The 21589-nt window shown below is 64.5% G+C and carries 17 protein-coding genes; 11 read left to right on the forward strand and 6 right to left on the reverse strand.

Translation table 11 applies throughout. The features are described from left to right. Positions 1 to 5: 5 nt before the first annotated feature. From ACODS0_RS25590 to ahpC, 3 genes are all read right to left on the reverse strand, one after another. Complete coding sequence (locus tag ACODS0_RS25590; protein WP_488838009.1) at positions 6 to 2213, reverse strand: TonB-dependent hemoglobin/transferrin/lactoferrin family receptor; 2208 nt, start codon at positions 2211 to 2213, stop codon at positions 6 to 8. Positions 2214 to 2715: 502 nt separating this feature from the next. Next, entirely contained in the window at positions 2716 to 4335 is a 1620-nt protein-coding gene (ahpF, locus tag ACODS0_RS25595) for an alkyl hydroperoxide reductase subunit F (RefSeq protein ID WP_488837961.1), read from the reverse strand. A 318-nt stretch (positions 4336 to 4653) separates the two neighbouring features. Beyond that, the gene (ahpC, locus tag ACODS0_RS25600; protein ID WP_055398629.1) at positions 4654 to 5229 is read right to left on the reverse strand and encodes an alkyl hydroperoxide reductase subunit C; all 576 of its coding nucleotides are present in this window, start codon (positions 5227 to 5229) and stop codon (positions 4654 to 4656) included. Between the two features lie 412 nt (positions 5230 to 5641). Between ahpC and ACODS0_RS25605 the strand changes: the two genes are divergently transcribed. From ACODS0_RS25605 to ACODS0_RS25635, 7 genes are all read left to right on the forward strand, one after another. Then, positions 5642 to 6460 (forward strand): FTR1 family iron permease, encoded by an 819-nt coding sequence (locus ACODS0_RS25605; RefSeq protein ID WP_228899542.1) that lies wholly within the window; start codon positions 5642 to 5644, stop codon positions 6458 to 6460. Positions 6461 to 6643: 183 nt separating this feature from the next. After that, positions 6644 to 7120: a bacterioferritin gene (gene bfr / locus ACODS0_RS25610; RefSeq protein ID WP_055398627.1), complete on the forward strand. Its 477-nt coding sequence runs from the start codon at positions 6644 to 6646 to the stop codon at positions 7118 to 7120. A 480-nt stretch (positions 7121 to 7600) separates the two neighbouring features. After that, positions 7601 to 7909, forward strand: a complete 309-nt coding sequence (locus ACODS0_RS25615) for a DUF3649 domain-containing protein (protein ID WP_488837964.1) — start codon at positions 7601 to 7603, stop codon at positions 7907 to 7909. After that, complete coding sequence (locus tag ACODS0_RS25620) at positions 7906 to 9672, forward strand: PepSY-associated TM helix domain-containing protein (protein ID WP_488837966.1); 1767 nt, start codon at positions 7906 to 7908, stop codon at positions 9670 to 9672. The genes ACODS0_RS25615 and ACODS0_RS25620 overlap by 4 nt, the downstream gene beginning before the upstream one ends. Positions 9673 to 9675: 3 nt before the next feature. After that, complete coding sequence (locus ACODS0_RS25625; protein WP_488837968.1) at positions 9676 to 10011, forward strand: DUF3325 domain-containing protein; 336 nt, start codon at positions 9676 to 9678, stop codon at positions 10009 to 10011. Positions 10012 to 10183: 172 nt separating this feature from the next. Then, positions 10184 to 12361 (forward strand): TonB-dependent receptor, encoded by a 2178-nt coding sequence (locus ACODS0_RS25630; RefSeq protein ID WP_488837970.1) that lies wholly within the window; start codon positions 10184 to 10186, stop codon positions 12359 to 12361. Positions 12362 to 12481: 120 nt separating this feature from the next. Then, complete coding sequence (locus tag ACODS0_RS25635) at positions 12482 to 14614, forward strand: TonB-dependent siderophore receptor (RefSeq protein WP_488837972.1); 2133 nt, start codon at positions 12482 to 12484, stop codon at positions 14612 to 14614. Here ACODS0_RS25635 and ACODS0_RS25640 read toward each other — a convergent pair. From ACODS0_RS25640 to ACODS0_RS25650, 3 genes are all read right to left on the reverse strand, one after another. Then, positions 14566 to 15138 carry a GNAT family N-acetyltransferase gene (locus tag ACODS0_RS25640; protein WP_488837974.1) on the reverse strand — a complete coding sequence of 191 codons (573 nt, stop codon included), beginning with the start codon at positions 15136 to 15138 and terminating at the stop codon, positions 14566 to 14568. The two genes, ACODS0_RS25635 and ACODS0_RS25640, sit on opposite strands and share 49 nt — an antisense overlap. A gap of 20 nt (positions 15139 to 15158) precedes the next feature. Beyond that, on the reverse strand, positions 15159 to 15461 hold the full coding sequence (locus ACODS0_RS25645) for a hypothetical protein (RefSeq protein WP_488837976.1): 303 nt from the start codon (positions 15459 to 15461) through the stop codon (positions 15159 to 15161). A 240-nt stretch (positions 15462 to 15701) separates the two neighbouring features. After that, on the reverse strand, positions 15702 to 16244 hold the full coding sequence (locus ACODS0_RS25650; protein WP_488837978.1) for a hypothetical protein: 543 nt from the start codon (positions 16242 to 16244) through the stop codon (positions 15702 to 15704). A 696-nt stretch (positions 16245 to 16940) separates the two neighbouring features. Here ACODS0_RS25650 and ACODS0_RS25655 point away from each other — a divergent pair. From ACODS0_RS25655 to ACODS0_RS25670, 4 genes are all read left to right on the forward strand, one after another. Next, complete coding sequence (locus ACODS0_RS25655; protein WP_488837980.1) at positions 16941 to 18161, forward strand: PepSY-associated TM helix domain-containing protein; 1221 nt, start codon at positions 16941 to 16943, stop codon at positions 18159 to 18161. After that, the gene (locus tag ACODS0_RS25660) at positions 18158 to 18418 is read left to right on the forward strand and encodes a hypothetical protein (protein ID WP_488837982.1); all 261 of its coding nucleotides are present in this window, start codon (positions 18158 to 18160) and stop codon (positions 18416 to 18418) included. The genes ACODS0_RS25655 and ACODS0_RS25660 overlap by 4 nt, the downstream gene beginning before the upstream one ends. A gap of 25 nt (positions 18419 to 18443) precedes the next feature. After that, complete coding sequence (locus ACODS0_RS25665; protein WP_488837984.1) at positions 18444 to 20666, forward strand: TonB-dependent receptor; 2223 nt, start codon at positions 18444 to 18446, stop codon at positions 20664 to 20666. Between the two features lie 185 nt (positions 20667 to 20851). Beyond that, entirely contained in the window at positions 20852 to 21589 is a 738-nt protein-coding gene (locus tag ACODS0_RS25670) for a TonB-dependent receptor (protein ID WP_488837986.1), read from the forward strand.

Below are 21589 nucleotides of genomic sequence, written 5' to 3' on the forward strand. Positions count from 1 at the left end.
GTGCCTTAAAAATCCGCCACCAGCGACACGCGCACTGCGCGGCCCGGCTGGCTGTAGGCGTCGATGAAGCTGGCATTCGCGGCCAGGCCGCGCACGTCGGCCCAGCGCCAGTGCTTTTTGTCGGTGAGGTTGTAGATGCCCGCGTTCAGGCGCAGGTCCTTGCGGATGCGCCACTGCGCCGCCAGGTCCAGCACCGTGTACGACGGCGTGAGGAACTGCGTGCTGCCCGTGGCCACGCTCACGTCGCTGGCCTTCTTGGCGGCGGCATGGGTCATGTCCAGCCGCGCCAGCCAGCCGCCGCTGTCATAGCGCAGGCCCGCCGTCAGGCGCGATGGGTCCACGGTGTTCACCGGCTTGCCGGTGGTGGTATCTCGGCCGCGTGTCTGGCCATAGGCAAACGGAGAACTCCACTGCCCGCCCGCCCACTGGCCCCAGCGCATGTCGCCCTTGACCTCGAAACCATTGAGCTTGACGCGGCCGATGTTGACCGACTGGAACACCAGCGGGTTACCCGGCGCGCCCGTGCCGCTGACCTGACGCAGATCTTCGATGAAGTCCTTGTAGCGGCCAGTGAATGCTGCGGCTTCGATGGACAAACGCTCCATACGCCCGCGCACGCCCAGCTCAAAGTTCTGGCTCTTCTCCGGCTTGAGGTTGGCGTTGGGCACTGTGCGGTAGTTGCCCACCGGGTTCTCAAAGAAGGCGTTGACCTGCCCCGCATTGGGCGCACGGAAGCCCGCTGCATAGTTGCCAAACACGCTCCACTGCTCGCTGGCGCGGTACAGCACGCCGAACTTGGGCGAGGTCGCATTGCCCGACAGGGACACCGCCTGCGCGCCGAAGCCCGCCTGGTCGGCCTTGATGCGGAAGGTGTCGAAGCGCACGCCGGGCGTGATGCTCCAGGGCCCGCTCACGAACTCGTCCTGCACATACAGGGCGGTGCTGGTCTCGGTGGTGTCGGGGAAGCGCTTGAGCGGGAAGGTCTCGCCCGTGGGCGGCGTCACGCCGGTCTGCAGGTTCTCGACTTTGGCCGCCGTGTAGTCCAGCCCGTAGGTGATCTTCTGCACCCACGGCCCGCCGTTGCGCAGCACCTTGCTGCCCTGCAGGTTGGCCTGCCAGGTGCGCTCGTCGTAGGTCACGTCGCGCACGCGGTCGGCGGCGGTGTTGCGGTCTTCGGTGATGTACTCGCGCGAATGGGCGTCCTGCCAGCTCAGCGTGGCCTTCACATCATCGGCAAACGCAGTGTTCACGCGCCAGTTGCCTTCCCACGTCGCGCGGCTGCGCTGCATGTCGGTGAACGACGTGGAGCCCAGCACGGACGTGGCGGCCAGCGGCGGCTTGGAACGTGCGGTGAGCAGCTCGTAGTCGGAGGTCTTGTCCACATGCTCCAGCGTGAACACATGGCGCTGGCCGCCGCCCGGCGTGAGGATGACCTTGCCCAACAGCGCGCCACTCTTGTCCTTTTGCGGATTGGGCTTGGTGCGGTCGGCATTGGCCGCATCGTTGGTGCCCATGTTGTCCAGCTCGCTGGCGCGGGTGACGTTGCCGCCCAGCAGCCACTGCACCGTGTCGCCCGCCTTGCCCGCCACCGTGGCGCCCACGCGCTTGCCGTGCTCGTCGCCGTCATAGCCCAGGCTCACCCGGCCGCCGATGCGCTTGTCGCCGTCGAGGAAGGCCGATGGGTCTGCCGTGATGAAGTTGACCAGGCCCGCCATGCCGTCGGAGCCATACAGCGCCGAGGTGGCGCCGCGCACCACCTCGATGCGCTGCAGCAGCCCGATGTCCAGGTAGTCGCGCCCGAAGGCATTGGCGCTGAAGACATAACTGCGCGGCAGGCGAATGCCATCCACCATCATCAACACGCGGTTACCGTCCAGCCCCCGGATGTTGAAGCCCGCGTTCTGCTCGCGCCCCGTAGAGCCACTGGCCAGCGTGAAGCGTGCGGGCGACCGTGTGACCGACACGTTGGGCAACTCGCGCGCCACGTCGCGGATGTCGCGCACCTGGCCTTCCTCGATGGCCTGCGCATTGATCACGTCGATGCTCATGGGCAGCTCGTCGCGATCCTGCTCGCTGCGCGAGCCGCTGATGACCACTTCTTTGAGCTGCGGCGCTGCAGCCACCAACTGGGCCGCATCTTGCGCATGCGCGTTGCCGATGGCGGCGCACGCACAGGCCACCAGCCATGCAAGCGGCCGCAGACGGCCTTGCAGCCATTGATCGGAGGCGTGCGCCTGTGCGCACCGGGAAGAAAACGGAGGGGAACGGAATGCCTGCGCCACGGAGGGGAATCCTTCTCTGAAACGACAACGAATACAGAGCTGGCTCCATGCAGACGGTCCTGGCTTCTGCGGACAGAAGGATGGGCCGTTGTAGCTGGCTGATGGGATGAAATTATATGAGAATAATTCTCAATAGCAACAATTTAAAACCCTTCTTGATGGTGCTTTACAGGCCCAAGCACAGCCGCTTTCTCCGCAAACGTCGGCGCCATCCAGCCATCCAACGCAACACCGCCTGGGCGACTTCAGCCCCTCCCGGACAGACACCCCAAAACAAAGCGACTGGATGCCGAAACATCCAGTCGCTCTTATTTTTATAGCTATTAGCACTTATCCATCAAGCGCTAGGGGCCAATTTTGTTGGAGTATTCCCCGCATCACTAACCCTACCTTTGCGGGAAGGGGTTGGGGAGAGGGGACGTGCGGTGCAGCTTTACGCTGCCACGGCTTCGCGCTGCGCTTCGGGAGCCTTGGCGCCTTCGGCCGCAGCCACCACCGGCATGCGGATCAGGTGGTCAAACGCGCTCAGCGCCGCCTTCGATCCATCGCCCGCAGCAATCACGATCTGCTTGAAAGGCACCGTGGTGCAGTCGCCCGCTGCGAACACGCCGGGGATGTTGGTGCGGCCGTGCGAGTCGACGATGATTTCGCCGAACTTGGACAGCTCCACCGTGCCCTTGAGCCACTCGGTGTTGGGCACGAGGCCGATCTGCACGAACACGCCTTCCAGCGGCACCAGGTGCTCCACGTTGGTGGCGCGGTCCTTGTATTTGAGGCCGTTCACCTTGCCGTCGGCGCCTGTGATCTCTGTCGTCTGCGCGTTGGTGTGGATGGTCACGTTGGGCAGGCTCTTGAGCTTGTTGACCAGCACGGCGTCGGCCTTGAGCTGGTCGGCAAACTCGATGAGCGTGACGTGGGCCACGATGCCAGCCAGATCGATGGCAGCCTCGACACCCGAGTTGCCGCCGCCGATGACCGCCGTGCGCTTGCCCTTGAACAGCGGGCCGTCGCAGTGCGGGCAGTAGGCCACGCCCTTGTTCTTGTACTCGGCTTCGCCGGGCACGTTGACATTGCGCCAGCGGGCGCCGGTGGACAGGATCACCGTCTTGGACTGCAGCGTGGCGCCGTTGGCCATCTGCACGCTGATGAGGCCACCTGGCTCGGCCGCGGGGATGAGCTTGTCGGCGCGTTGCAGGTTCATGATGTCCACGCCGTAGGCGCGGGTATGGGCTTCGAGTGCGGCGGCGAACTTGGGGCCGTCGGTTTCGAGCACCGAGATGTAGTTTTCAATCGCCAGCGTGTCATTGACCTGACCGCCAAAGCGCTCGGCAGCAACGCCGGTGCGGATGCCTTTGCGGGCGGCGTACACGGCGGCGGCTGCGCCAGCGGGGCCACCACCAACGATGAGCACGTCGTACGGGGCCTTGGCGCTGAGCTTGGCGGCTTCGCGGGCGGCGGCGCCGGTGTCGAGCTTGGCGACGATTTCTTCAATCGTCATGCGGCCGGAGCCGAAGACCTGGCCATTCAAAAACACCATGGGCACGGCCATGATTTCGCGCTCGGTCACTTCCTGCTGGAAGGCGCCGCCTTCGATCACAGTGGTCTTGACCTTGGGGTTGACGATGGCCATGAGCGACAGCGCCTGCACCACGTCCGGGCAGTTGTGGCAGGTCAGGCTCATGTAGACCTCAAAGTTGAAGTCGCCATCCAGGGCCTTGATCGAATCGATCACATCCTGCTCCACCTTGGGCGGGTGGCCGCCCGTCCACAGCAGGGCCAGCACCAACGAAGTGAATTCATGGCCCAGGGGCAGGCCGGCAAAACGCAGGCTGTTGGTGGCGCCCGCGCGCTGCAGGCTGAAGGATGGCTTGCGCGCATCGTTGCCGTCGGTGCGCAAGGTGATCTTGTCGCTGCGCAGGGATTGGATGGTTGTCAGCAGCTCGCGCATGTCGCGCGCAGTCTCGCTGTCGTCCAGGGATGCCACCAGCTCAAACGGCTGCTGCACGCGCTCCAGGTAGGCGGCGAGTTGGGTCTTGAGTTGTTCGTCGAGCATGGTGGCGTCCTTTGAATTTGGAGTTGTATGTGGGGAGCGTGATGGCAAGCGGGATTCAGATCAAGCCTGCGGGTCAAACTCCGGGCGTAAAAAAGCCGGACGGCACGGCGCACAGGCGCCATGACGCTGTCCGGCTTCAGAGGCCGAGAAAAGCGGCTAGAAGGTGGGAAGGGGCCCGGCGTGCCAGAGCGGGCCGCACAAACGTGCTCCGTCTAGGCGCAAAGCGCAGGCATAGCTTGGGCTATGGCGAGCATTTGCAACGACGAGGGTGCGCGTTTTTGCGGGACGAGCGGGCATGGCGGGCTCTTTCACACCTTCTTAAATCTTGCCGACCAGGTCCAGCGAAGGCGTCAGGGTCTTGGCGCCTTCCTTCCACTTGGCGGGGCAGACTTGGCCAGGGTTGGCGGCGGTGAACTGGGCAGCCTTGAGCTTGCGCAGGGTTTCCGACACGTCGCGGGCGATTTCGTTGGAGTGGATTTCCAGGGTCTTGATCACGCCATCGGGGTTGATCACGAACGTGCCACGCAGTGCCAGACCTTCTTCAGGAATGTGCACGCCGAAAGCGTTGGTCAGCTGGTGCGTTGGGTCGCCGACCAGGGGGAACTTGGCCTTGCCCACGGCGTCGGAGGTTTCGTGCCACACCTTGTGCGAGAAGTGGGTGTCGGTGGTCACGATGTAAACCTCGGCACCGGCCTTTTGGAATTCAGCGTAGTTGTCGGCAGCGTCTTCGATTTCGGTGGGGCAGTTGAAGGTGAAGGCTGCGGGCATGAAGATCAGCACGGACCACTTGCCCTTGAGGGACTGCTCGGTCACTTCGATGAATTCACCCTTGCCGTCACGGTTGACGAAAGCGGTGGTCTTGAAGGGCTGAACTTGCGTATTGATCAGGGACATTGCTGTTTCCTTAGTGGTTGGTTAACTGAACAGGACTGAAGTCTAGGCCTTTCGAGACCATCAATCCAATTAATTGATTTGATTGAATCAATTGCCTGTGACTATACAGTGACACCCTGCCCTCAGGCCGGGGCGGGCATTTTGCCCCCTTTTAAACCCCCAAAGACCGCAAGGAAGCCGCTGCAAGAACCACCGCCCACCCGGTCAACCCTTGCGGCATATCAAACATTCAAATACAACTGATTCGCGTTTAGTTTTATCATCTACCGCACTGCAGCAACGCCGCCCATGCCACTTTGCTGCAGTGGGCCAGCCAAAGCTCGACGCCTCTGAAATATTGGTCAAAACGGCCTGCAGCGCTTATTGATAAGCGCAAGCAGCTCATAAATTTATAGCAAAGACCTCAAACACCATGTTCCAAACACTTCTGATCTGTTTCCGCGAAGGGCTGGAAGCCCTGCTGGTGGTGGCGATTGCCACCCTGTACCTGCGCAAGACCGGGCGCCTGCACCTGTTGCTGCCACTGCGCGCGGGCGTGGGCGTGGCAGCCCTGCTCTCGCTGGTGCTGGGCTGGGTGCTCTCGCAGGTGGGTGCGCTGTCGCCCGCAGCCGAGGGTGGCATGGCGCTGGTGGCTGCCGCCACCGTGGCCTGGTGCGTGGTGCACATGCGCCGTGCGGGCCAAGGCATGGGCCAGGACATTGCCCAGCGCATGGACCGCGCCAGTGTGCTGGAAGGCCCGCGCGCCTGGGTGGCGGTGTTCCTGTTTGCCCTCTTCATGGTGGGCCGCGAAGGCGTGGAAACCGCCACCATGCTCGCCGCCCTGGCCCGCAGCGCCGAGCTGGGCTACATGGCCTGGGGCGGTCTGGCGGGCCTGGCGCTGGCCATTGCCATCGCCTGGGCCTGGACGCGCTACGGTCGCGCGGTGAACCTTGCGCGGTTCTTCCGCGTCACGTCGTGGTTCATGGCGGTGTTTGCGGTGCAACTGGTGGTGTATGCGTTCCATGAGTTCACCGAAGGCGCAGCGATACCCGGCATCGACAACGCTTACTGGCATGCGGCCACCGAAGATCTGGCCGAAGGCACCATTGCCCAGGCCATCTCGCTGGCCCTGGTGCTGGTGCCCACGGTATGGCTGGGCCTGGCGCACTGGCGTGAGCGGCGCACGGCGCCATCGTCTGCAGCCGCAACCGCCATGGGCACACAGGCCGCCGCGCCACGCGCCGCACAATAGCCCCGCGCACGGCCTGCGCAGCCCCATCGGGCCTACCGGGCCGGATGGGGTCAGCCGGGGTGAACGCGAACGCCTATCAACCTCACACGCAGCCAGCGCGCTCTAGCAGGGATATGCCTTGCGCGTGTTGATATGGCTCACGACAATCGGGGCCGAATCAACACAACACAACAAGGAGTCCCCATGAAAGGTGACGCACAGGTCATTGGCCATCTGCAGGCCCAGCTCAAGAACGAACTCACGGCCATCAACCAGTACTTCCTGCACTACCGCATGCTCAAGCACTGGGGCTTCGACAAGCTGGCCAAGAAGGAGTATTCGGAATCCATCGGCGAGATGAAGCATGCCGACTGGCTCATGGACCGCATCTTCACGCTGGATGGCCTGCCCAACCTGCAGGACCTGGCCAAGATCCAGGTCGGCGAAGACGTACCAGAGATCCTGGCCTGCGACCTGCGCGCCGAACAAGGCGCCCAGGCCACCATCAAGGATGGCATCGCCCACTGCGAAACGGTTCGTGACTATGTCTCGCGCGACCTGCTGCAAAAGATCCTGGACGACACCGAGGAGCACATCGACTTCCTGGAAACCCAGATCGATCTGATCGGCAAGGTGGGCTTGCAGAACTACCTGCAATCGCAGATGGGTGACGTGGAGTAACGCCAAGACTGCACCAGAGCGCTCCACGAAAAGTACCAAGAAGAACAACAAAAAACGGGCCGAGGCCCGTTTTTTTGTGCCCACGCCATCACCAAGCTCCCCCGATTGCACGGGGCTGCGAAGCACAGCCCTACCCCGATGTCACAAGCTGTTGCAAGCACACATCAAACCAGCGCAAATAGCATTTTTATAAATGCGAATGCTTCTCAACAAAAGTAGAATGCGTTCTTACGACCAAGGCCATTCCTTCTTGCAGCTCCCGATCTGCAAGGGCAGGTCCCGTGATTCCCTTTAACACCTAGCCAGCCAGTCAGCCGGGCTCTCCGCCGCTGCAGCCAGCGTTTGTACGTTTGCCGTACGACACCTACTGCCTGGAGCCTTTCTGATGCCGCGCAGCACCGCCAGCCCCTGCCCTGCAGGAGTTCTGCTTCTCTCCTTTTTTGAAGGCCGCACCGCGCTGGGTGCCGCCGCAGGTCGGCCATGAAGGCAGCCCGCGTTGACTGGCGCTACCGCCTGGCCATCACCTCCCGCGCCATGGCGGCCATCGCTGGCGGCTATGCGCTGGCGGCAGGGTTCACCGCTGCGCTTTCGTTGGTGTTGGCGCTGTGGATGCCGCGCGTGGAGGCCGTGCTGACCGCCACCATGCTGGCCTGGCTGGCCTATACCATGGCGGCGGGATGGGCGTTTTATGCGCGCACGGCCTGGGGCGCCTGGGGCGGCACGCTGCTGCCCGCCCTGGCACTGGGCGCGTGCGCCATGGCGCCGCAATGGATGAGGGGAACGCCATGACAACAGCGACCTCCACCGTGCGCAAGAGCGCCGACCGCGAAGGCTTTCGCCAAGCGATGTCGTGGCTGCACACCTGGGCAGGGCTCATCCTCGGCTGGCTGCTGTTTGCGATCTTCCTCACGGGCACGCTGTCGTTCTTCAAGAACGAGTTCAACCTGTGGATGCGGCCCGAGATGCACGGGCTGCCGCGCACCGACGCGGCCGATGCGCAGGTGGCACAGAAGTCCGTGGACGCGCTGGTGCGCAAGGCCCCCGACGTCACCCAGTGGATCCTGCACCTGCCCGATGACCGCGACCCAGCCGTCAACATGCTCTGGCGCGGCACCGGCAACGGGCGCTTTGAAACGCTGCGCATGAACCCGCAGACGGGCGAGCCCATCGAGGCGCGCCAGACCATGGGCGGTGATTTTTTCTACCGCTTTCACTTCGAGCTGCGCACTGCGCAAAAAGGCCGCTGGACTATCCAAGGCCGCTGGGTGGTGGGCGTGGCCACGATGCTGATGTTTGTGGCGCTCATCACCGGCGTGATCACACACCGCCGCATCTTCAAGGACTTCTTCACCTTCCGCCCTACCAAGGGCGGGCAGCGTGCCTGGCTGGATGCGCACAACGTCAGCGGCGTGCTGGTGCTGCCGTTCTATCTGATGATCACCTTCAGCGGGCTGATGATCTTCCACACGCTGTACATGCCTGCGGGCATTGCCGCCAACTACAAGAACGAGAAAGGCGTGGACTCCAACGCGTACTTTGCCGACCTGCAGGGCGAAAAGCCCGAAAGCCGTCCCCGCCGGGGTGCGGGCGACAAGGTGGAACCCCTGCCCGCCATCGCCCTGCAGCCCATCATCGACGCGGCCACCACCCGCTGGCAGGGCGGGCGCATCGGCAGCGTGCAGGCGCGCCGCGATGCCAACGGCCGCGCCGTGGTGGAGGTAACGCGCCACGAAGGCGACCGCCTGCAGTACCGCCCACCGCGCCTGCTGTTTGATGCCACCACCGGCCAATGGCTGGACCAGGCCGATGCCATCAGCCCCGCCGTCAAGACCTATGGTGTGCTGTATGGCCTGCACATGGCGCGGTTTGCCGATGTGGGCCTGCGCTGGGCGCTGTTCGGTTTTGGGGTGCTGGGCAGCCTGATGATTGCCACGGGCATGGTGCTGTGGTCGGTCAAGCGCAGCGCCAAGTCGCAGACACAGGCCAGCCGCCAAGGGGCGGCCAAAACGACCAGCAACACAACCAGCAACGCGCCCGCTGCGCACCCCAAAGCGCCGTTTGGCGAGCGCCTGGTGGCTGGTATCAACATCGCGACACTGGCCGGGCTGCCGCTGGCGTGTGGCGTGTACCTGGCCGCCAACCGCCTGATCCCTGTGGGCATCGAGGGCCGAGCGGATGCAGAGCTGGCCTGGTTCTTCAGCGCCTGGGGCATCACGCTGCTGTGGGCGCTGGCCTGCGCGGTGGTGCGCCCGCACCGCCTGGGCTGGACGGTGCCGCTGGCCGCTGCGGGCCTGGTGTGGGTCGCGCTGCCGCTGATCAACGCGCTGACCACACACACCCACCTGGGCGTGAGCCTGCCCGCGCGCGAATGGGTGTGGGCCAGCATGGACCTGTCGTTTTTGGCCACCGGGCTGCTGCTGGGCTGGCTGGCGTGGCGTGTGCGCCCTGGTCGCACGCCCCGGTGCGGTGCGCCTGCACGGAGTGCGCGACCCGCGCGGCCTGCCCCGTCGGTGCCCGTGGCGCCTGCCGAAACCTCCACCTCGGGAGCCTGAGCCATGTCTGCCTTTCTTCTGTGCTTTGCCGCCTGGTCGGCCATTGCGCTGGGCATGGATCGCCACCACGAAGACGCCCTGGGCCAGGAAGGCTCCATGCGCCGCCTGGTGGCGTTGCGCCGCTCGGGCTGGCTGCTGCTGGTGCTTTCGCTGTGGCTGGCAGCGGCGCACCCGCCGGGGGGCGTGCCGGCATCCCTGGGCGTAACGGCATGGTCCGTGGCCCTGTCGGTGGCCGCCGTGGCGGTCACGGCCACCGTCACCTGGCAGCCCCGGCGCACGCCCGAACTGGCTGGCGCCGCCCTGCTGGCGGGCCTGCTGGCGCGGGCGCTGGGGTGGTGATAGCCAGGCTCCACGCTCCCGCAGCCGTGCGCTGAGCCCGCTCGGGCTCGATCTCGCTTTTCTGTTTTCACGGCCCCACCACATCCCAGACAGCGGGCCTTCGCGGCACGCGCCAGGCCACGAGGTGCAAGGGCTTTTCGCCAACCGCGTTGCGCTCACTCCAAGGAAAACCATGCACGCTTACACACCAACCCCCTATCGCCTCCACCCGCTGGTGGCCGCCCTGCTTGCCACGCTGTGTGGCACAGCACTGGCGCAGACGACGGCGCCGCCCCCTGCAGTTGCGCAGACCACGCCGCAGACGCTGGGCGAGGTCACCGTGCAATCCAGCGCGGACGACGACGGCTATTCGCCCGCCGCCGCCAGCACGGCCACCAAGGGCAGCGCGCCGCTGCGCGACGTGCCCCAGGCGGTGAACGTGGTGCCCGCGCAGCTCCTGCGCGACCAGGGCGCGCGCTCCATGGAGGACGCGCTGCGCAACGTGCCGGGCGTGGCCATGAGCCATGGCGACGGCCAGCGCGACCAGGTGGTGATACGCGGCTTTACCGCCATTGCCGACCAGTTTGTGGACGGCGTGCGCGACGATGCGCTGTACTTCCGCGACCTGGCCGACATCGAACGTGTGGAAGTGCTCAAGGGCCCTGCCGCAGTGCTGTACGGGCGCGGATCGTCGGGTGGCCTGATCAACCGCGTGACCAAGAAGCCCAAGTTTGGCGAGACCTCGGGCGAGGCATCGCTGGGCCTGGGCAATTTTGACTACCGCCGCGCCACGGCCGACGTGAATGTGGGCATCAGCGACACCGCCGCCTTCCGCATCAACGCCGCCGTCGAAGACTCGGGCAGCTACCGCGACCAGCAGTTCGTCAAGCGCCACAACTTCGCGCCCTCGCTCGCGCTCAAGCTCGCGGCGCAGACCGACCTGCTGCTGCAGTACACCAACGCGCGCGACAAGCGCCTGACGGACTTCGGCATCCCTGCGCTCAACGGCCGCCCAGTCAACGTGCCCGCGAGCACCTACTACGGCTCCAGCAACGCCGCGCAGGACGACACCACCACCAGCACCATGCAGTCGTTCGCGGCCACGCTGAACCACCGCTTCAACGACGACTGGTCGGTGCGCAACGTCACGCGCCTGTACGACTACACGCTGGACCGCTACAACACCTTGCCCGGCGGCACCACCGACCCGGTGAACCTGACCGTGGGCCGCACGCGCTCGTTCATCCTGCGCGATGAAAAAGGCTTCTTCAACCAGACCGACGTGACGTGGCGCAACCAGCTCGGCGGCTTGAAGCAGGAGTGGCTGATGGGTGTGGAACTGGGCCAGCAAAAGAAACGCTCCGAGTCCGTCACCGGTGGCGCAGACCGCGTGCCACTCTTCAACCCCGGCAACCGCCCTGCTCCCGCCATCCCAACGGCCAACTACAACGCCGACAGCGCCATCCCCAGCCACACCACGCAAGACACGGCCGCGCTGTACTGGCAAAACCAGATCACGCTGGCGCCCCAATGGAAGGCGCTGGTGGGCGCCCGCTACGACGTCTTCGGGCAAGAGACCACGTTCGACCGCAAGCTCGCAACGCTCTCGCGCACCGACAAAAAGTTCAGCCCTCGCGCGGGCCTGGTGTGGCAGCCGAGCGATGTGGTGTCGTACTACGTGTCGTACAGCAAATCCTTCCAGCCCTCGGCCGAAGCGTTTGCGCTGGCCGCCAACAACACCGGCGCCGAACCAGAGATCACCGAGAACAAGGAAATCGGCGTCAAGCTCGACCTGCTGGACGGCCGCCTCAATGTCACCGGCGCGCTCTTCAACCTGGAGCGCACCAACATCAAGAACACAGACCCCGCCAACCCTGGACGCCAGATCAACGTGGGCACCCAGCGCACCAACGGCCTGGAGCTGACCGCCAACGGCCGCTTGCCCGGCCGCTGGGACGTGAGCACCGGCTATGCCTGGCTGGACGGCCGCATGACGAAGTCACTGGCCACCACCACATCCACACAGCTGCCCACCGCCGCCATCGCCGCCCAAGGCAAGGTGCCCGCACTCACGCCGCGCAACTCGGCGTTCCTGTGGGCCATGAAGGACCTGGGCCACGGCCTGCGCGTGGGCGGCGGCGTGAACTATGTGGGTGCGCGCTTCACCTCGCTGACCAATCTGGTCACCCTGCCCGGCTACACCACGCTGGACGCGGCCCTGCAGTACACGCTCGGCCAGTGGGATGTGGACGTGAACATCAAGAACCTGGCCAACCGCAAGTACTACGTGTCGGCCCACGGCAGCAACGACAACCTGATCCTGCCCGGCTCGCCGCGCGCGGTGCAGGTGACGCTGCGCACGCGGTTCTGATGCTGCGCCTGCAGGCGCAGCACGCAAATTTGAAGAATTTTGGCTGCTAGCGCTTGATGGATAAGCGCTAGAAGCTATTAATTTAATAGCATATATCAAACACCGAGGAGGAGAAGCACCATGCAAATGCACCCACTGGCCCTTGCCGCCCTGCTGGCCACCGTGGCAACGGCGCAAGCACAGACCAGCTCCAGTCCCACCACGGGCAACCCAACCACGACAGCGCTGCCCGAAGTGAAGGTGACCGACGAGGCCAACAGCGCGGGGACCGAAGGCTCGGGCCAGTACACCGCCCGCGAAGTCAGCGTGGGCAAGCTCCAGCAGGCACCGCGCGAGACGCCGCAGTCCCTCAGCGTGGTCACGCGCCAGCAGCTGGATGACCGCAACCTGACCAAGGTGGAAGACGCCATCAAGCTGAGCACCGGCATGACGGTCACGCGCTTTGATGGTGCGGGCAACTACAACACCTTCCAGGCGCGCGGGTTCGATCTGGGCTCCATCCAGCTCGACGGCGTTCCGATCCCCCAGGGCAACTACAGCACGCTCGACACGGCCATGTATGACCGCATCGAAGTGCTGCGCGGCCCGGCCGGCCTGCTGCAGGGCGCGAGCGAGCCCGGCGGCACCGTGAACCTGGTGCGCAAGCGCGCCCCGGCCAAGCTGGCCATTGGCGCCGATGCGGCGGCGGGCTCCTTCGGCCTGCGCCGGGGCACCGTAGACGTGGGCGGCGGCCTCAATGCCGAAGGCACGATCCGCGCGCGCGCCGTCGCGGTGGTGGAAGACAAAGACAGTTTTGTAGACACCCTGTTCAACAACAAGCGCCTGGGCTACGGCACGCTGGAATGGGACATCGCGCCCTCCACCACCGTGTCGGTGGGCGCGGCGCAGCAACGCGTGCGCGCCGCCATCGACCAGGGCCTGCCCACCTATGCCGATGGCCGCCTGGCCGACCTGCCCCGCGGCGCCTTTGCCGGCCTGCGCGCCAACCGCCAAGACCTGGAGACCACCGACGTTTTCGCAGAGCTGGAACACCGGCTGGATGGCGGCGGCTTGGTGCGCCTGTCCGCGCGCGACATCGACCGCACGGCGTTCTACCGCTCGGCCCGCGCCAACAGTGCCCTGGCCGCCGACGGCAGCTTCACCATGGAAACCGTGGACGGCGACTTTCACGTGCGCACCCGCAACTACGACGCCTTCCTGGCCACACCGGTGCAGGTGGCAGGCCGCACCCACAAGCTGCTGGTGGGCGCCAGCCACAACGAGGGCAAGAGCTGGGACGGCAACTACGCCTACGGCCCCAGCGTGCCGTTCAACCTGCGGCAGCCCCACTACGACCTGGCCTACCCAGACATCCGGCTACCGGGCTTCACCTCGATCGTCACGCGCCGCGAGAACGCGCTGTACGGGCAGGCGCAGATCGGCCTGACCGACACGGTCAAGCTGCTGGCAGGCGGGCGTCTGTCGTGGGCGGAGGTGGTGACGCGCAGCACCAGCACGGGCGCAGTCACCGCATCGGCAGACCCCGGCCGCCAGTTCGTGCCGTCGCTGGCTCTGATGTGGGACTTCCACCCGCAGTACACCGGCTACGCCAGCTATGCAGAGACCTTCGTGGTGCAAAGCCAGCTCAACGCGGCCAAGCAATTGCTTGCCCCACGCACAGGCAAGCAAGTGGAGCTGGGCGTGAAGGGCGAGTTTTTGCACAAGCGCCTGCAGGCCCATGCAGCGCTGTTTCGCATCATTGACGAAAACCGCGCCATCGCCGACCCGGTGGTGGCAAACGCCTACATCGCCGGCGGCAAGGTGCGCGCGCAAGGCTTCGAAACCGAGGTCAGCGGCCAGCTCCAGCCCGGCTGGGACATCGTGGCGGGCTACGCTTACAACGACACCCGCTACCTCCAGGCCCCCGTGGCGCAGCAGGGCCAGGTGTTCAGCCCCGTCACGCCGCGCCACAGCGTGAACCTGTTCACCCGCTATGCCTTCACCAGCCCGGCGCTGCGCGGCTTCAGCGTGGGCGGCGGAATGACCTACCGCAGCGAGTTCTTTGCGCAAAGCGGTGCGTTGCGCATCAACGCACCGGGCTACGCAGTGTTCAACGCCCAGGTGGGCTACCAGATCAACGACCACCTGTCTCTGAACCTGTCGGTGGACAACCTGCTGGACAAGACCTACTACGAGAAGGTGTCAGGCATTTCGCGCCAGAACTTTTATGGCGAGCCGCGGCGTGTGACGGTGGCGCTCAAGGCGCGGTATTGAGGCGGGACGAGGGAAAAGACATAGGCATCGGTGAAGATGCCATGCACCTTGAGCCGATTCCGCGCGAGGCACTCTCGCACTGCGCCCGACCGCTCGGCCAGGCTGAGACTGGGTGTGTTGGGCTGGGCCACGACGATTTCAACGCGGCCCAGCTTGAGCTCTGCAAAGGCGAACTGACTGAGTGCCTGAACGGCGGCGAGCGCTGCGCCTTGGCGCTGCCAGGACTGGCGGACCCAGTAGCCCAGGTTGCAGAAGCCGTTGACTAGGTTGAATTGATTGAGGCCGCAGCCGCCCACAAGGGTATTGGACCCGGCGTCGAAAATGCCGAACTCGTAGCTGGAACCGCGCTCCCACTCGGACTCGCAATGCGCAAACCAGGATGCAGCATCGGCGGTTGAGTAATTGGGATGGGCCCAGGGCATCCACTTCCCGACGGTGGCAGTGGACTCCAGAACGGCCTCGACGAAGGAGGGGAGATCGGATTCAGCGAAGGGGCGGAGCTCGAAACGACCGGAGGCAAGCATGGGGCAGGAACTGCAGAGGTTTAACGTCGAAGCTGACCGGAACGCAGCGCCTTGCGATAGCGTTTGAGGTTCTTCGCCTTGCGTCCCGTTGGAAACTGCGTTAACTCCATGCCGCAGCCAGCGACCGCCAGCGCCGCAATCAGGTCGACGGGGAAATGGTCAGACTGTACGACCACATCGCGCATAGCGATCCCAAAGTCCAAAGTCGCGTGCTCCACGCCTGCGACTTCGCTCATGTTCTTCAAAATGCTTGAATGGGCACGGAGAAACTGGATTGCGTCGGCCTGCTGCTGCTCCAGGTCTTCAAACTCAGCGTCACTCACCACCAAGGTCAGCCCAGAAGTCACTGCAGGCCGACTATTCGGCCGGGAACTGCACGGGACACCGCGCCGCCAAACGCGGCACGGCTCAACCGGACTCAGCGCGACAAGGCTTTCCACATCAGCCTCGCGGCCCGCGAAGTGAATGATGCAACCCATGCGGTCTAGCGTAGCGCTAGTCGGCGCTGCGTGGCTTCATCGCGCAGCGACCAGCGACCACAAGGAGCAAGGTTTAATCCCATATTATGAAGAATTACCCTTGGCATTTTTTATAGCCATTTCTCTATGTACTGCATTTTGGACCTGAACTTCGGATAGCTCAATTTCAATTTCTTCCCTCAATGCCATTGCCTCAACCAAGTGCTGCGACATCGCAATTTCTCTACCGCTAATTTCGTCAAGCGGCCCATTGAGTAGTGCTTTTTGAAATTCAATGAAAGGTCTCGCCTTTCCTACCAAGGCGTCAGCCACCTTAATTTTTTCATCTATTTCTTTGTCGTAGAGAATTACACGAGACCCTTCACTTACGCCGGAAAAAACTGCCAGCGTCTGATAGGCAGCCTTAAGTCCTTGGGCCACCCATTTAATACGATCCACCTCCGCGCAAACTTGATGTGCTGTTAGAGAAAGCTGTCTGAGGGCAAACCTCTTTTCTGCTTTTTGACTGTCATTAAAAGCTTCTTTTGCGTGCCCGGCTGATCTAAAGGCGGCAACACAAGCAAACGCACCGCCGACAGCACTTAAAACAGAAGCGACAACGGATATTAATGAAACGGCTTCGCCCATATTACAATCCTAGTATAAATTGACACTCAAATAATTCATTTCAAAGAACTCAAGGGATAATTTTAATAATTTCGAGAATTTTTGGCAAAGTGTTTTTCTGTGAACAACTTACGGCGAGGGCTTGCAACCAATACACACCATTCATGTGTCCAAGCATAAATCCCGTGAAAATCAGCACGCTGGGTCGGAGAGACCATAGCCTGCAAACAGGTACAAGGCGCGTGCTGGACCGCCAACTTCCGGGCTACCCAATGGCAGAACGAATGGAACCGACGCGGCTGGGAATGCAACGCCATCGCCGCCTGTGACCCCCAAGTAGCGCCCCAGGGTCTGCAAACACGATACCGGAGGCCGCCACGGCCAGATGGTTGCTTCCACAAATCCTCTGCCCTGCCCCCTAAAAAACCATTCTTCGCACCACGGGATCGGGCTTTTTCCCAACACACCCAGCCCCATCATCATTACGAATACAAACAATTCCTATTTGCAATGTAAAATTAGGTACACGCAAGCCACAGCCTCCCACTTAGACCTGCTCTAAGGCTGCAGCCAGCACCCACCGTCCTTCGATGTTTTCGGGTTGTCTGGCTTGAACCACTCCTTCCTCTGCCCCCTCTCTGTTGCCGCCATGCCCGCTCCGGGTGCCGGCGTGGCGGGTGTGCGCCAGCCCGGCCCCTGCCACCCCACCTCCACACCATGCTGAGCCCCACCGCCCTGCGCCGCTGGAGCTGGACCCACAAGTGGTCCAGCCTGGTGTGCACCGTCTTCATGCTGCTGCTGTGCATCACCGGCCTGCCGCTGATCTTTCACCACGAAATTGGCCACCTGCTGGGCACCGAGGTGGAGGCGCCTGCGATGCCCGCCAACACGCCGCGCGCCAGCCTCGACAAGGTGCTGGCCACTGCGCAGGCGCTGCACCCGGATCGTGTGGTGCAGTTCGCGTCGCACGCGGAGGACGATGACAACGTGTGGTTCGTCACGCTCACGCCCACACCGGCGCCCACGGACGATTTCCGCTCCGTGGCGGTGGATGCGCGCACGGGCCAGGTGCTGGCGCAGCCACGGTTTGACGAGGGGTTCATGTACGTGATGTTCAAGCTGCATGTGGACCTGTTTGCGGGGCTGCCGGGCAAGCTGTTTCTGGGCTTCATGGGCTTGTTGCTGCTGGTGGCTATCGTCACGGGGGTGGTGCTGTATGCGCCGTTCATGCGCAAGCTCGCGTTTGGCGAGGTGCGGCGTGATCGCTCGACCCGCGTGAAGTGGCTGGACCTGCACAACCTGCTGGGCATCGTCACGCTGGTGTGGGCGTTTGTGGTGGGCGGCACGGGCATGATCAATACGTGGGCCGATCTGCTCATCAAGTACTGGCAGTACGACCAGTTGTCGGTGCTGCTCAAGCCCTATGAGGGCCAGCCTATCGTGCCCGCCGCAGAGCGTGGCCCGCTGCAACAAGCGCTGGAGGTGGCGCAGGCCCAGGCGCCGGGCACCAAGCTGTCGTTCATTGCGTTCCCGGGCACGGCGTTCTCCAGCCCGCATCACAACACGTTTTTTCTGCGTGGCAACGAGCCGCTCACCTCGCGCCTGCTCAAGCCAGTGCTGGTGGATGCGCGCACGGCGCAGGTCACTGCCGCGCCCCAGCTGCCGTGGTACCTGACTGCGCTGCTGGTCTCGCAGCCGCTGCACTTTGGCGACTACGGCGGCATGCCGATGAAGATCCTCTGGGCGCTGCTCGACATTGCCACCATCGTGGTGCTGGGCAGCGGGTTGTACCTGTGGTTGCGCAAAGGTGCGCAGGCGGGCAACGCCAGTACCAGCACCGCCACGGCGGCCGCCACCGTGCACGGCCACACCGGCCTGCCGCCAACGGCTGCCGCACGCACTGGCGGCGCGCTGCCAAGCACGGAGGGCCGCGCATGAAGGCGAGCCCTTTCTGGTCGCTGTGGGGCTGGCCCATCTTGATGGGTGTGCTGACCACCACCGGCCTCATCACGGCACTGGTGTCTGACACCTGGGGCGACTGGTGGTCGTGGGTGGGTCTGGGCATTCCGGTGGTGGTGATGGGCTGGACCTGCTGGCCGCGCACCACGCCAAGGGCCACTGCGCAACGCGACCATGACAAACCCCACACCGATGCCGACGAAGCGGGCACCAACGCCAACGCCACGCCACTCTGAAAATTCCCCGCACCTTCACCACGCCATGCGCAATTCCCATTCCCCTCGCCGCCCTACCCTGACCCCAGCCGCACTGGCCGCCGCGTTGCTCTTCACACTGGCCGCGCCCGCCGCTTGGGCGCAAGCGACGGCCAGCGGTACCGAGCCCGACGGCAAAACCCTGTCCACCGTCACGGTCAACGCCAGCGCCGACGCATCGGTGCAAGGCCTGTCGCCCGCCTACCCCGGCGGCCAGGTGGCCCGTGGGGGCCGTGCGGGCATCCTGGGCACCAAGGACGCGATGGACACGCCGTTTTCCATCACCAGCTACACCAACGAACTGATCCAGGACCGCCATGCCCGCAGCGTGGGCGATGTGCTGCAGAACGACCCCACGGTGCGCGTGGCACGTGGCTTTGGCAATTTTCAGGAGGCGTTCTTCATCCGGGGGTTCATCCTCGATTCGGACGACACGGCCTACAACGGCCTGTATAGCCTGCTGCCGCGCCAATACATCGCCACCGAGCTGTTCGAGCGTGTGGAGGTGCTGCGCGGTGCATCGGCCTTTTTGAACGGCGCCAGCCCCAACGGCGGCGGCCTGGGCGGCAGCATCAACCTGCTGCCCAAGCGCGCGCCCAACGAGCCCTTGAACCGCGTGACCTTTGGCGTAGCCAGCGGCGGCCAGACGCAGGTGGCGGCCGACATTGCCCGCCGCTTCGGGCCGGATGGCAACACTGGCATCCGCGTGAATGCTGCTGCCCGCAATGGCGGTACGGCGGTGGACCACGAAGACGTGCAGCTCGGCCTGCTGGCCGTGGGCCTGGACTGGCGCAGCCGTGACGTGCGCCTGTCGGGCGACATCGGCTGGCAGGACCACAAGCTCAAGAACACCCGCACCAACGTCACGCTGGGCAGCGTTGTGACCACGGTGCCGAGCGTGCCCGACAACCAGACCAACTTTGCCCAGCCCTGGAGCTACTCCAACGAACGCGATGTGTTCGGCACGCTGCGTGGCGAGTGGGACCTGTCGCCCAGCACCACGGCCTGGGCTGCGGCGGGCGCGCGCCGTGGCGAAGAAGCCAATTCACTGGCCAACCTCACGGTGACCAACGCCGCCGGCGGCGCCGCCACCACCTACCGCTTTGACAACACCCGCAAGGACAGCGTGAACACCGGCGAGCTGGGCCTGCGTGGCAAGCTGCAGACCGGCAGCGTTGGGCATGAATGGGTGGCGGTGGCGTCGCACTACGACTTCGAAAAGAAGAACGCCTACGCCATGGACTGGCGCAACACGCACGCCACCAATCTTTACAACCCCATAGCCACCAACCTGCCCGGCTTCAGCGCCAACACCCTGTTTGGCGGCGACCTGGCCAATCCCCTGCGCACCGGCAGCACGCGCCTGTCCAGCTTTGCGCTGGGTGACACGATGGCGTTCATGGACAACCGCATGCTCTTCACCGTGGGCTTGCGCCACCAGAAGATGGAGATCGCCAATTACGACTACGGCACCGGGCTGCAGACCGACCGCTACGACCAGAGCCGCACCAGCCCGCTGCTGGCGGCTGTCTACAAGGTCAACAAGGGCCTGTCGGTGTATGCCAACTATGTGGAAGGCCTGAGCCAGGGCCAGACCGCGCCCAGCACGGCGACCAACCGGGGCGAGATGCTGGCGCCGTATGTCTCCAAACAAAAGGAAGTGGGCATCAAGTTTGACGCCGGCCGCGTGGGCGGCAGCGTGGCGCTGTTCTCCACCACCAAGCCGCGTGCGTTTTTGAACGCGGCCAACCTCTTCAGCACCAGCGGCAAGGACCGCCACCAGGGCATCGAGCTGGCCGTGCAAGGCGAGGCCACCCAGGGCCTGCGCCTGCTGGGCGGCCTAACGTGGCTGGATGCCAAGCAGCTGACCACCGGCGCTGCCGCCACCGACGGCCAGCGCGTCATCGGTGTGCCCAAGCTGCAAGCCAACCTGGGGGCGGAATGGGACGTGCCCGGCGTGCCGGGCCTGGCCGTGGACGGCCGCTGGGTGCACACCGGCGCCAGTTATGCCAACGCCACCAACACCCTGCGCGTGCCCGGCTGGAACCGGCTCGACGTGGGTGCCCGCTATATGACGGAAGTGCAAGGCAAGCTCGTTACGCTGCGCGCCCGCATCGACAACCTGACCAACCGCAACTACTGGGCCTCAGTCGGCGGCTACCCCGGCTCGGGCTACCTGGTGGTGGGTGCGCCGCGCACCTTGTCGCTGAGCGTGAGCGTGGACTTCTAAAGCGGCAACCCGCGCCACACAGGCACTGCCAAGACCCATTTCAGGGTCAGAAAAGCCACCCAGCGCTTATCCAACAAGCGCAGGCAGCTATCAAAAAATGAGTATTTTCCCCCGTAGCGCCGGGGGTGTGGAGCACTGCGCTCCGCTGTTTTTGCTGTCACCAAACCACCGAAAGGAAAACGTCCATGTCCTCGAACCAACGCCTCCAAGCCCCGCTGCTGTCCGCCCTGCTGGCCTGCGGCGCCCTCACCGCGGTGAACTCCGCCCAAGCCCACCAGGTCTGGCTCGAAAACGCTGGCGGCCAGGCGCGCCTGCACTTTGGCGAGTTCAACGAGAACCTGCGCGAGACCTCGCCCGGCCGGCTGGACCAGTTCAAGGGTGTGCCCGCACTGGAACAACAACGCGCAGGTGCCGCCGCCCAGCGCGTGGAAGGCCAGCTCGCCAAAGACGCTTTTGTCTACACCACCACGGGCACGCCCGACACGCTGTTCGCCGCCGCCACCTACCCGCTGATCGACCGCAGCAAGCGCAACCTGCCTGCCATGATCTGGCAGCCCTCCGCCCGCTGGGTGGCCAGCCTGGCCAAGCCCGTGGCACCCACCGCGCCGCTGGACCTGGTGCCCACCGGCAAGCCCGGCGAGCTGAAGGTGGTCTACAAGGGTGCGCCACTGCCCAAGGCCAAGGTGCAGCTGGCCGCCCCGTCGGGCTGGACGCGCGAAGCCGAGGCGGGTGAAGACGGCACGGTGACCTTCATCACCCCCTGGAAGGGCCAGTACGTGGCCGAGGTAAAGCACAGCGACAAGACCCCCGGCGAAGTGCAAGGCGAGAAGTACGGCGAAGCCAGCTACGTGACCACGCTCACGTTTGTGCTGGCCGACGGCATGGCGTCGCCCGCCCTGCCCGAGCCGCCCAAGGCCCACTGA

It is taken from the genome of Acidovorax sp. FG60 (assembly GCF_057808995.1).

Bases quoted from the DNA above. Each gene is read 5' to 3' on its own strand.
- ACODS0_RS25630 (WP_488837970.1), top strand. From the start codon at position 10,184: ATGCACGCTTACACACCAACCCCCTATCGCCTCCACCCGCTGGTGGCC.
- ACODS0_RS25620 (WP_488837966.1), top strand. From the start codon at position 7,906: ATGACAACAGCGACCTCCACCGTGCGCAAGAGCGCCGACCGCGAAGGC.
- ACODS0_RS25635 (WP_488837972.1), top strand. From the start codon at position 12,482: ATGCAAATGCACCCACTGGCCCTTGCCGCCCTGCTGGCCACCGTGGCA.
- ACODS0_RS25660 (WP_488837982.1), top strand. From the start codon at position 18,158: ATGAAGGCGAGCCCTTTCTGGTCGCTGTGGGGCTGGCCCATCTTGATG.
- ACODS0_RS25605 (WP_228899542.1), top strand. From the start codon at position 5,642: ATGTTCCAAACACTTCTGATCTGTTTCCGCGAAGGGCTGGAAGCCCTG.
- ACODS0_RS25665 (WP_488837984.1), top strand. From the start codon at position 18,444: ATGCGCAATTCCCATTCCCCTCGCCGCCCTACCCTGACCCCAGCCGCA.
- ACODS0_RS25670 (WP_488837986.1), top strand. From the start codon at position 20,852: ATGTCCTCGAACCAACGCCTCCAAGCCCCGCTGCTGTCCGCCCTGCTG.
- ACODS0_RS25625 (WP_488837968.1), top strand. From the start codon at position 9,676: ATGTCTGCCTTTCTTCTGTGCTTTGCCGCCTGGTCGGCCATTGCGCTG.
- ACODS0_RS25615 (WP_488837964.1), top strand. From the start codon at position 7,601: ATGAAGGCAGCCCGCGTTGACTGGCGCTACCGCCTGGCCATCACCTCC.
- bfr (WP_055398627.1), top strand. From the start codon at position 6,644: ATGAAAGGTGACGCACAGGTCATTGGCCATCTGCAGGCCCAGCTCAAG.
- ACODS0_RS25650 (WP_488837978.1), bottom strand. From the start codon at position 16,244: ATGGGCGAAGCCGTTTCATTAATATCCGTTGTCGCTTCTGTTTTAAGT.
- ACODS0_RS25640 (WP_488837974.1), bottom strand. From the start codon at position 15,138: ATGCTTGCCTCCGGTCGTTTCGAGCTCCGCCCCTTCGCTGAATCCGAT.
- ACODS0_RS25655 (WP_488837980.1), top strand. From the start codon at position 16,941: ATGCTGAGCCCCACCGCCCTGCGCCGCTGGAGCTGGACCCACAAGTGG.
- ahpF (WP_488837961.1), bottom strand. From the start codon at position 4,335: ATGCTCGACGAACAACTCAAGACCCAACTCGCCGCCTACCTGGAGCGC.
- ahpC (WP_055398629.1), bottom strand. From the start codon at position 5,229: ATGTCCCTGATCAATACGCAAGTTCAGCCCTTCAAGACCACCGCTTTC.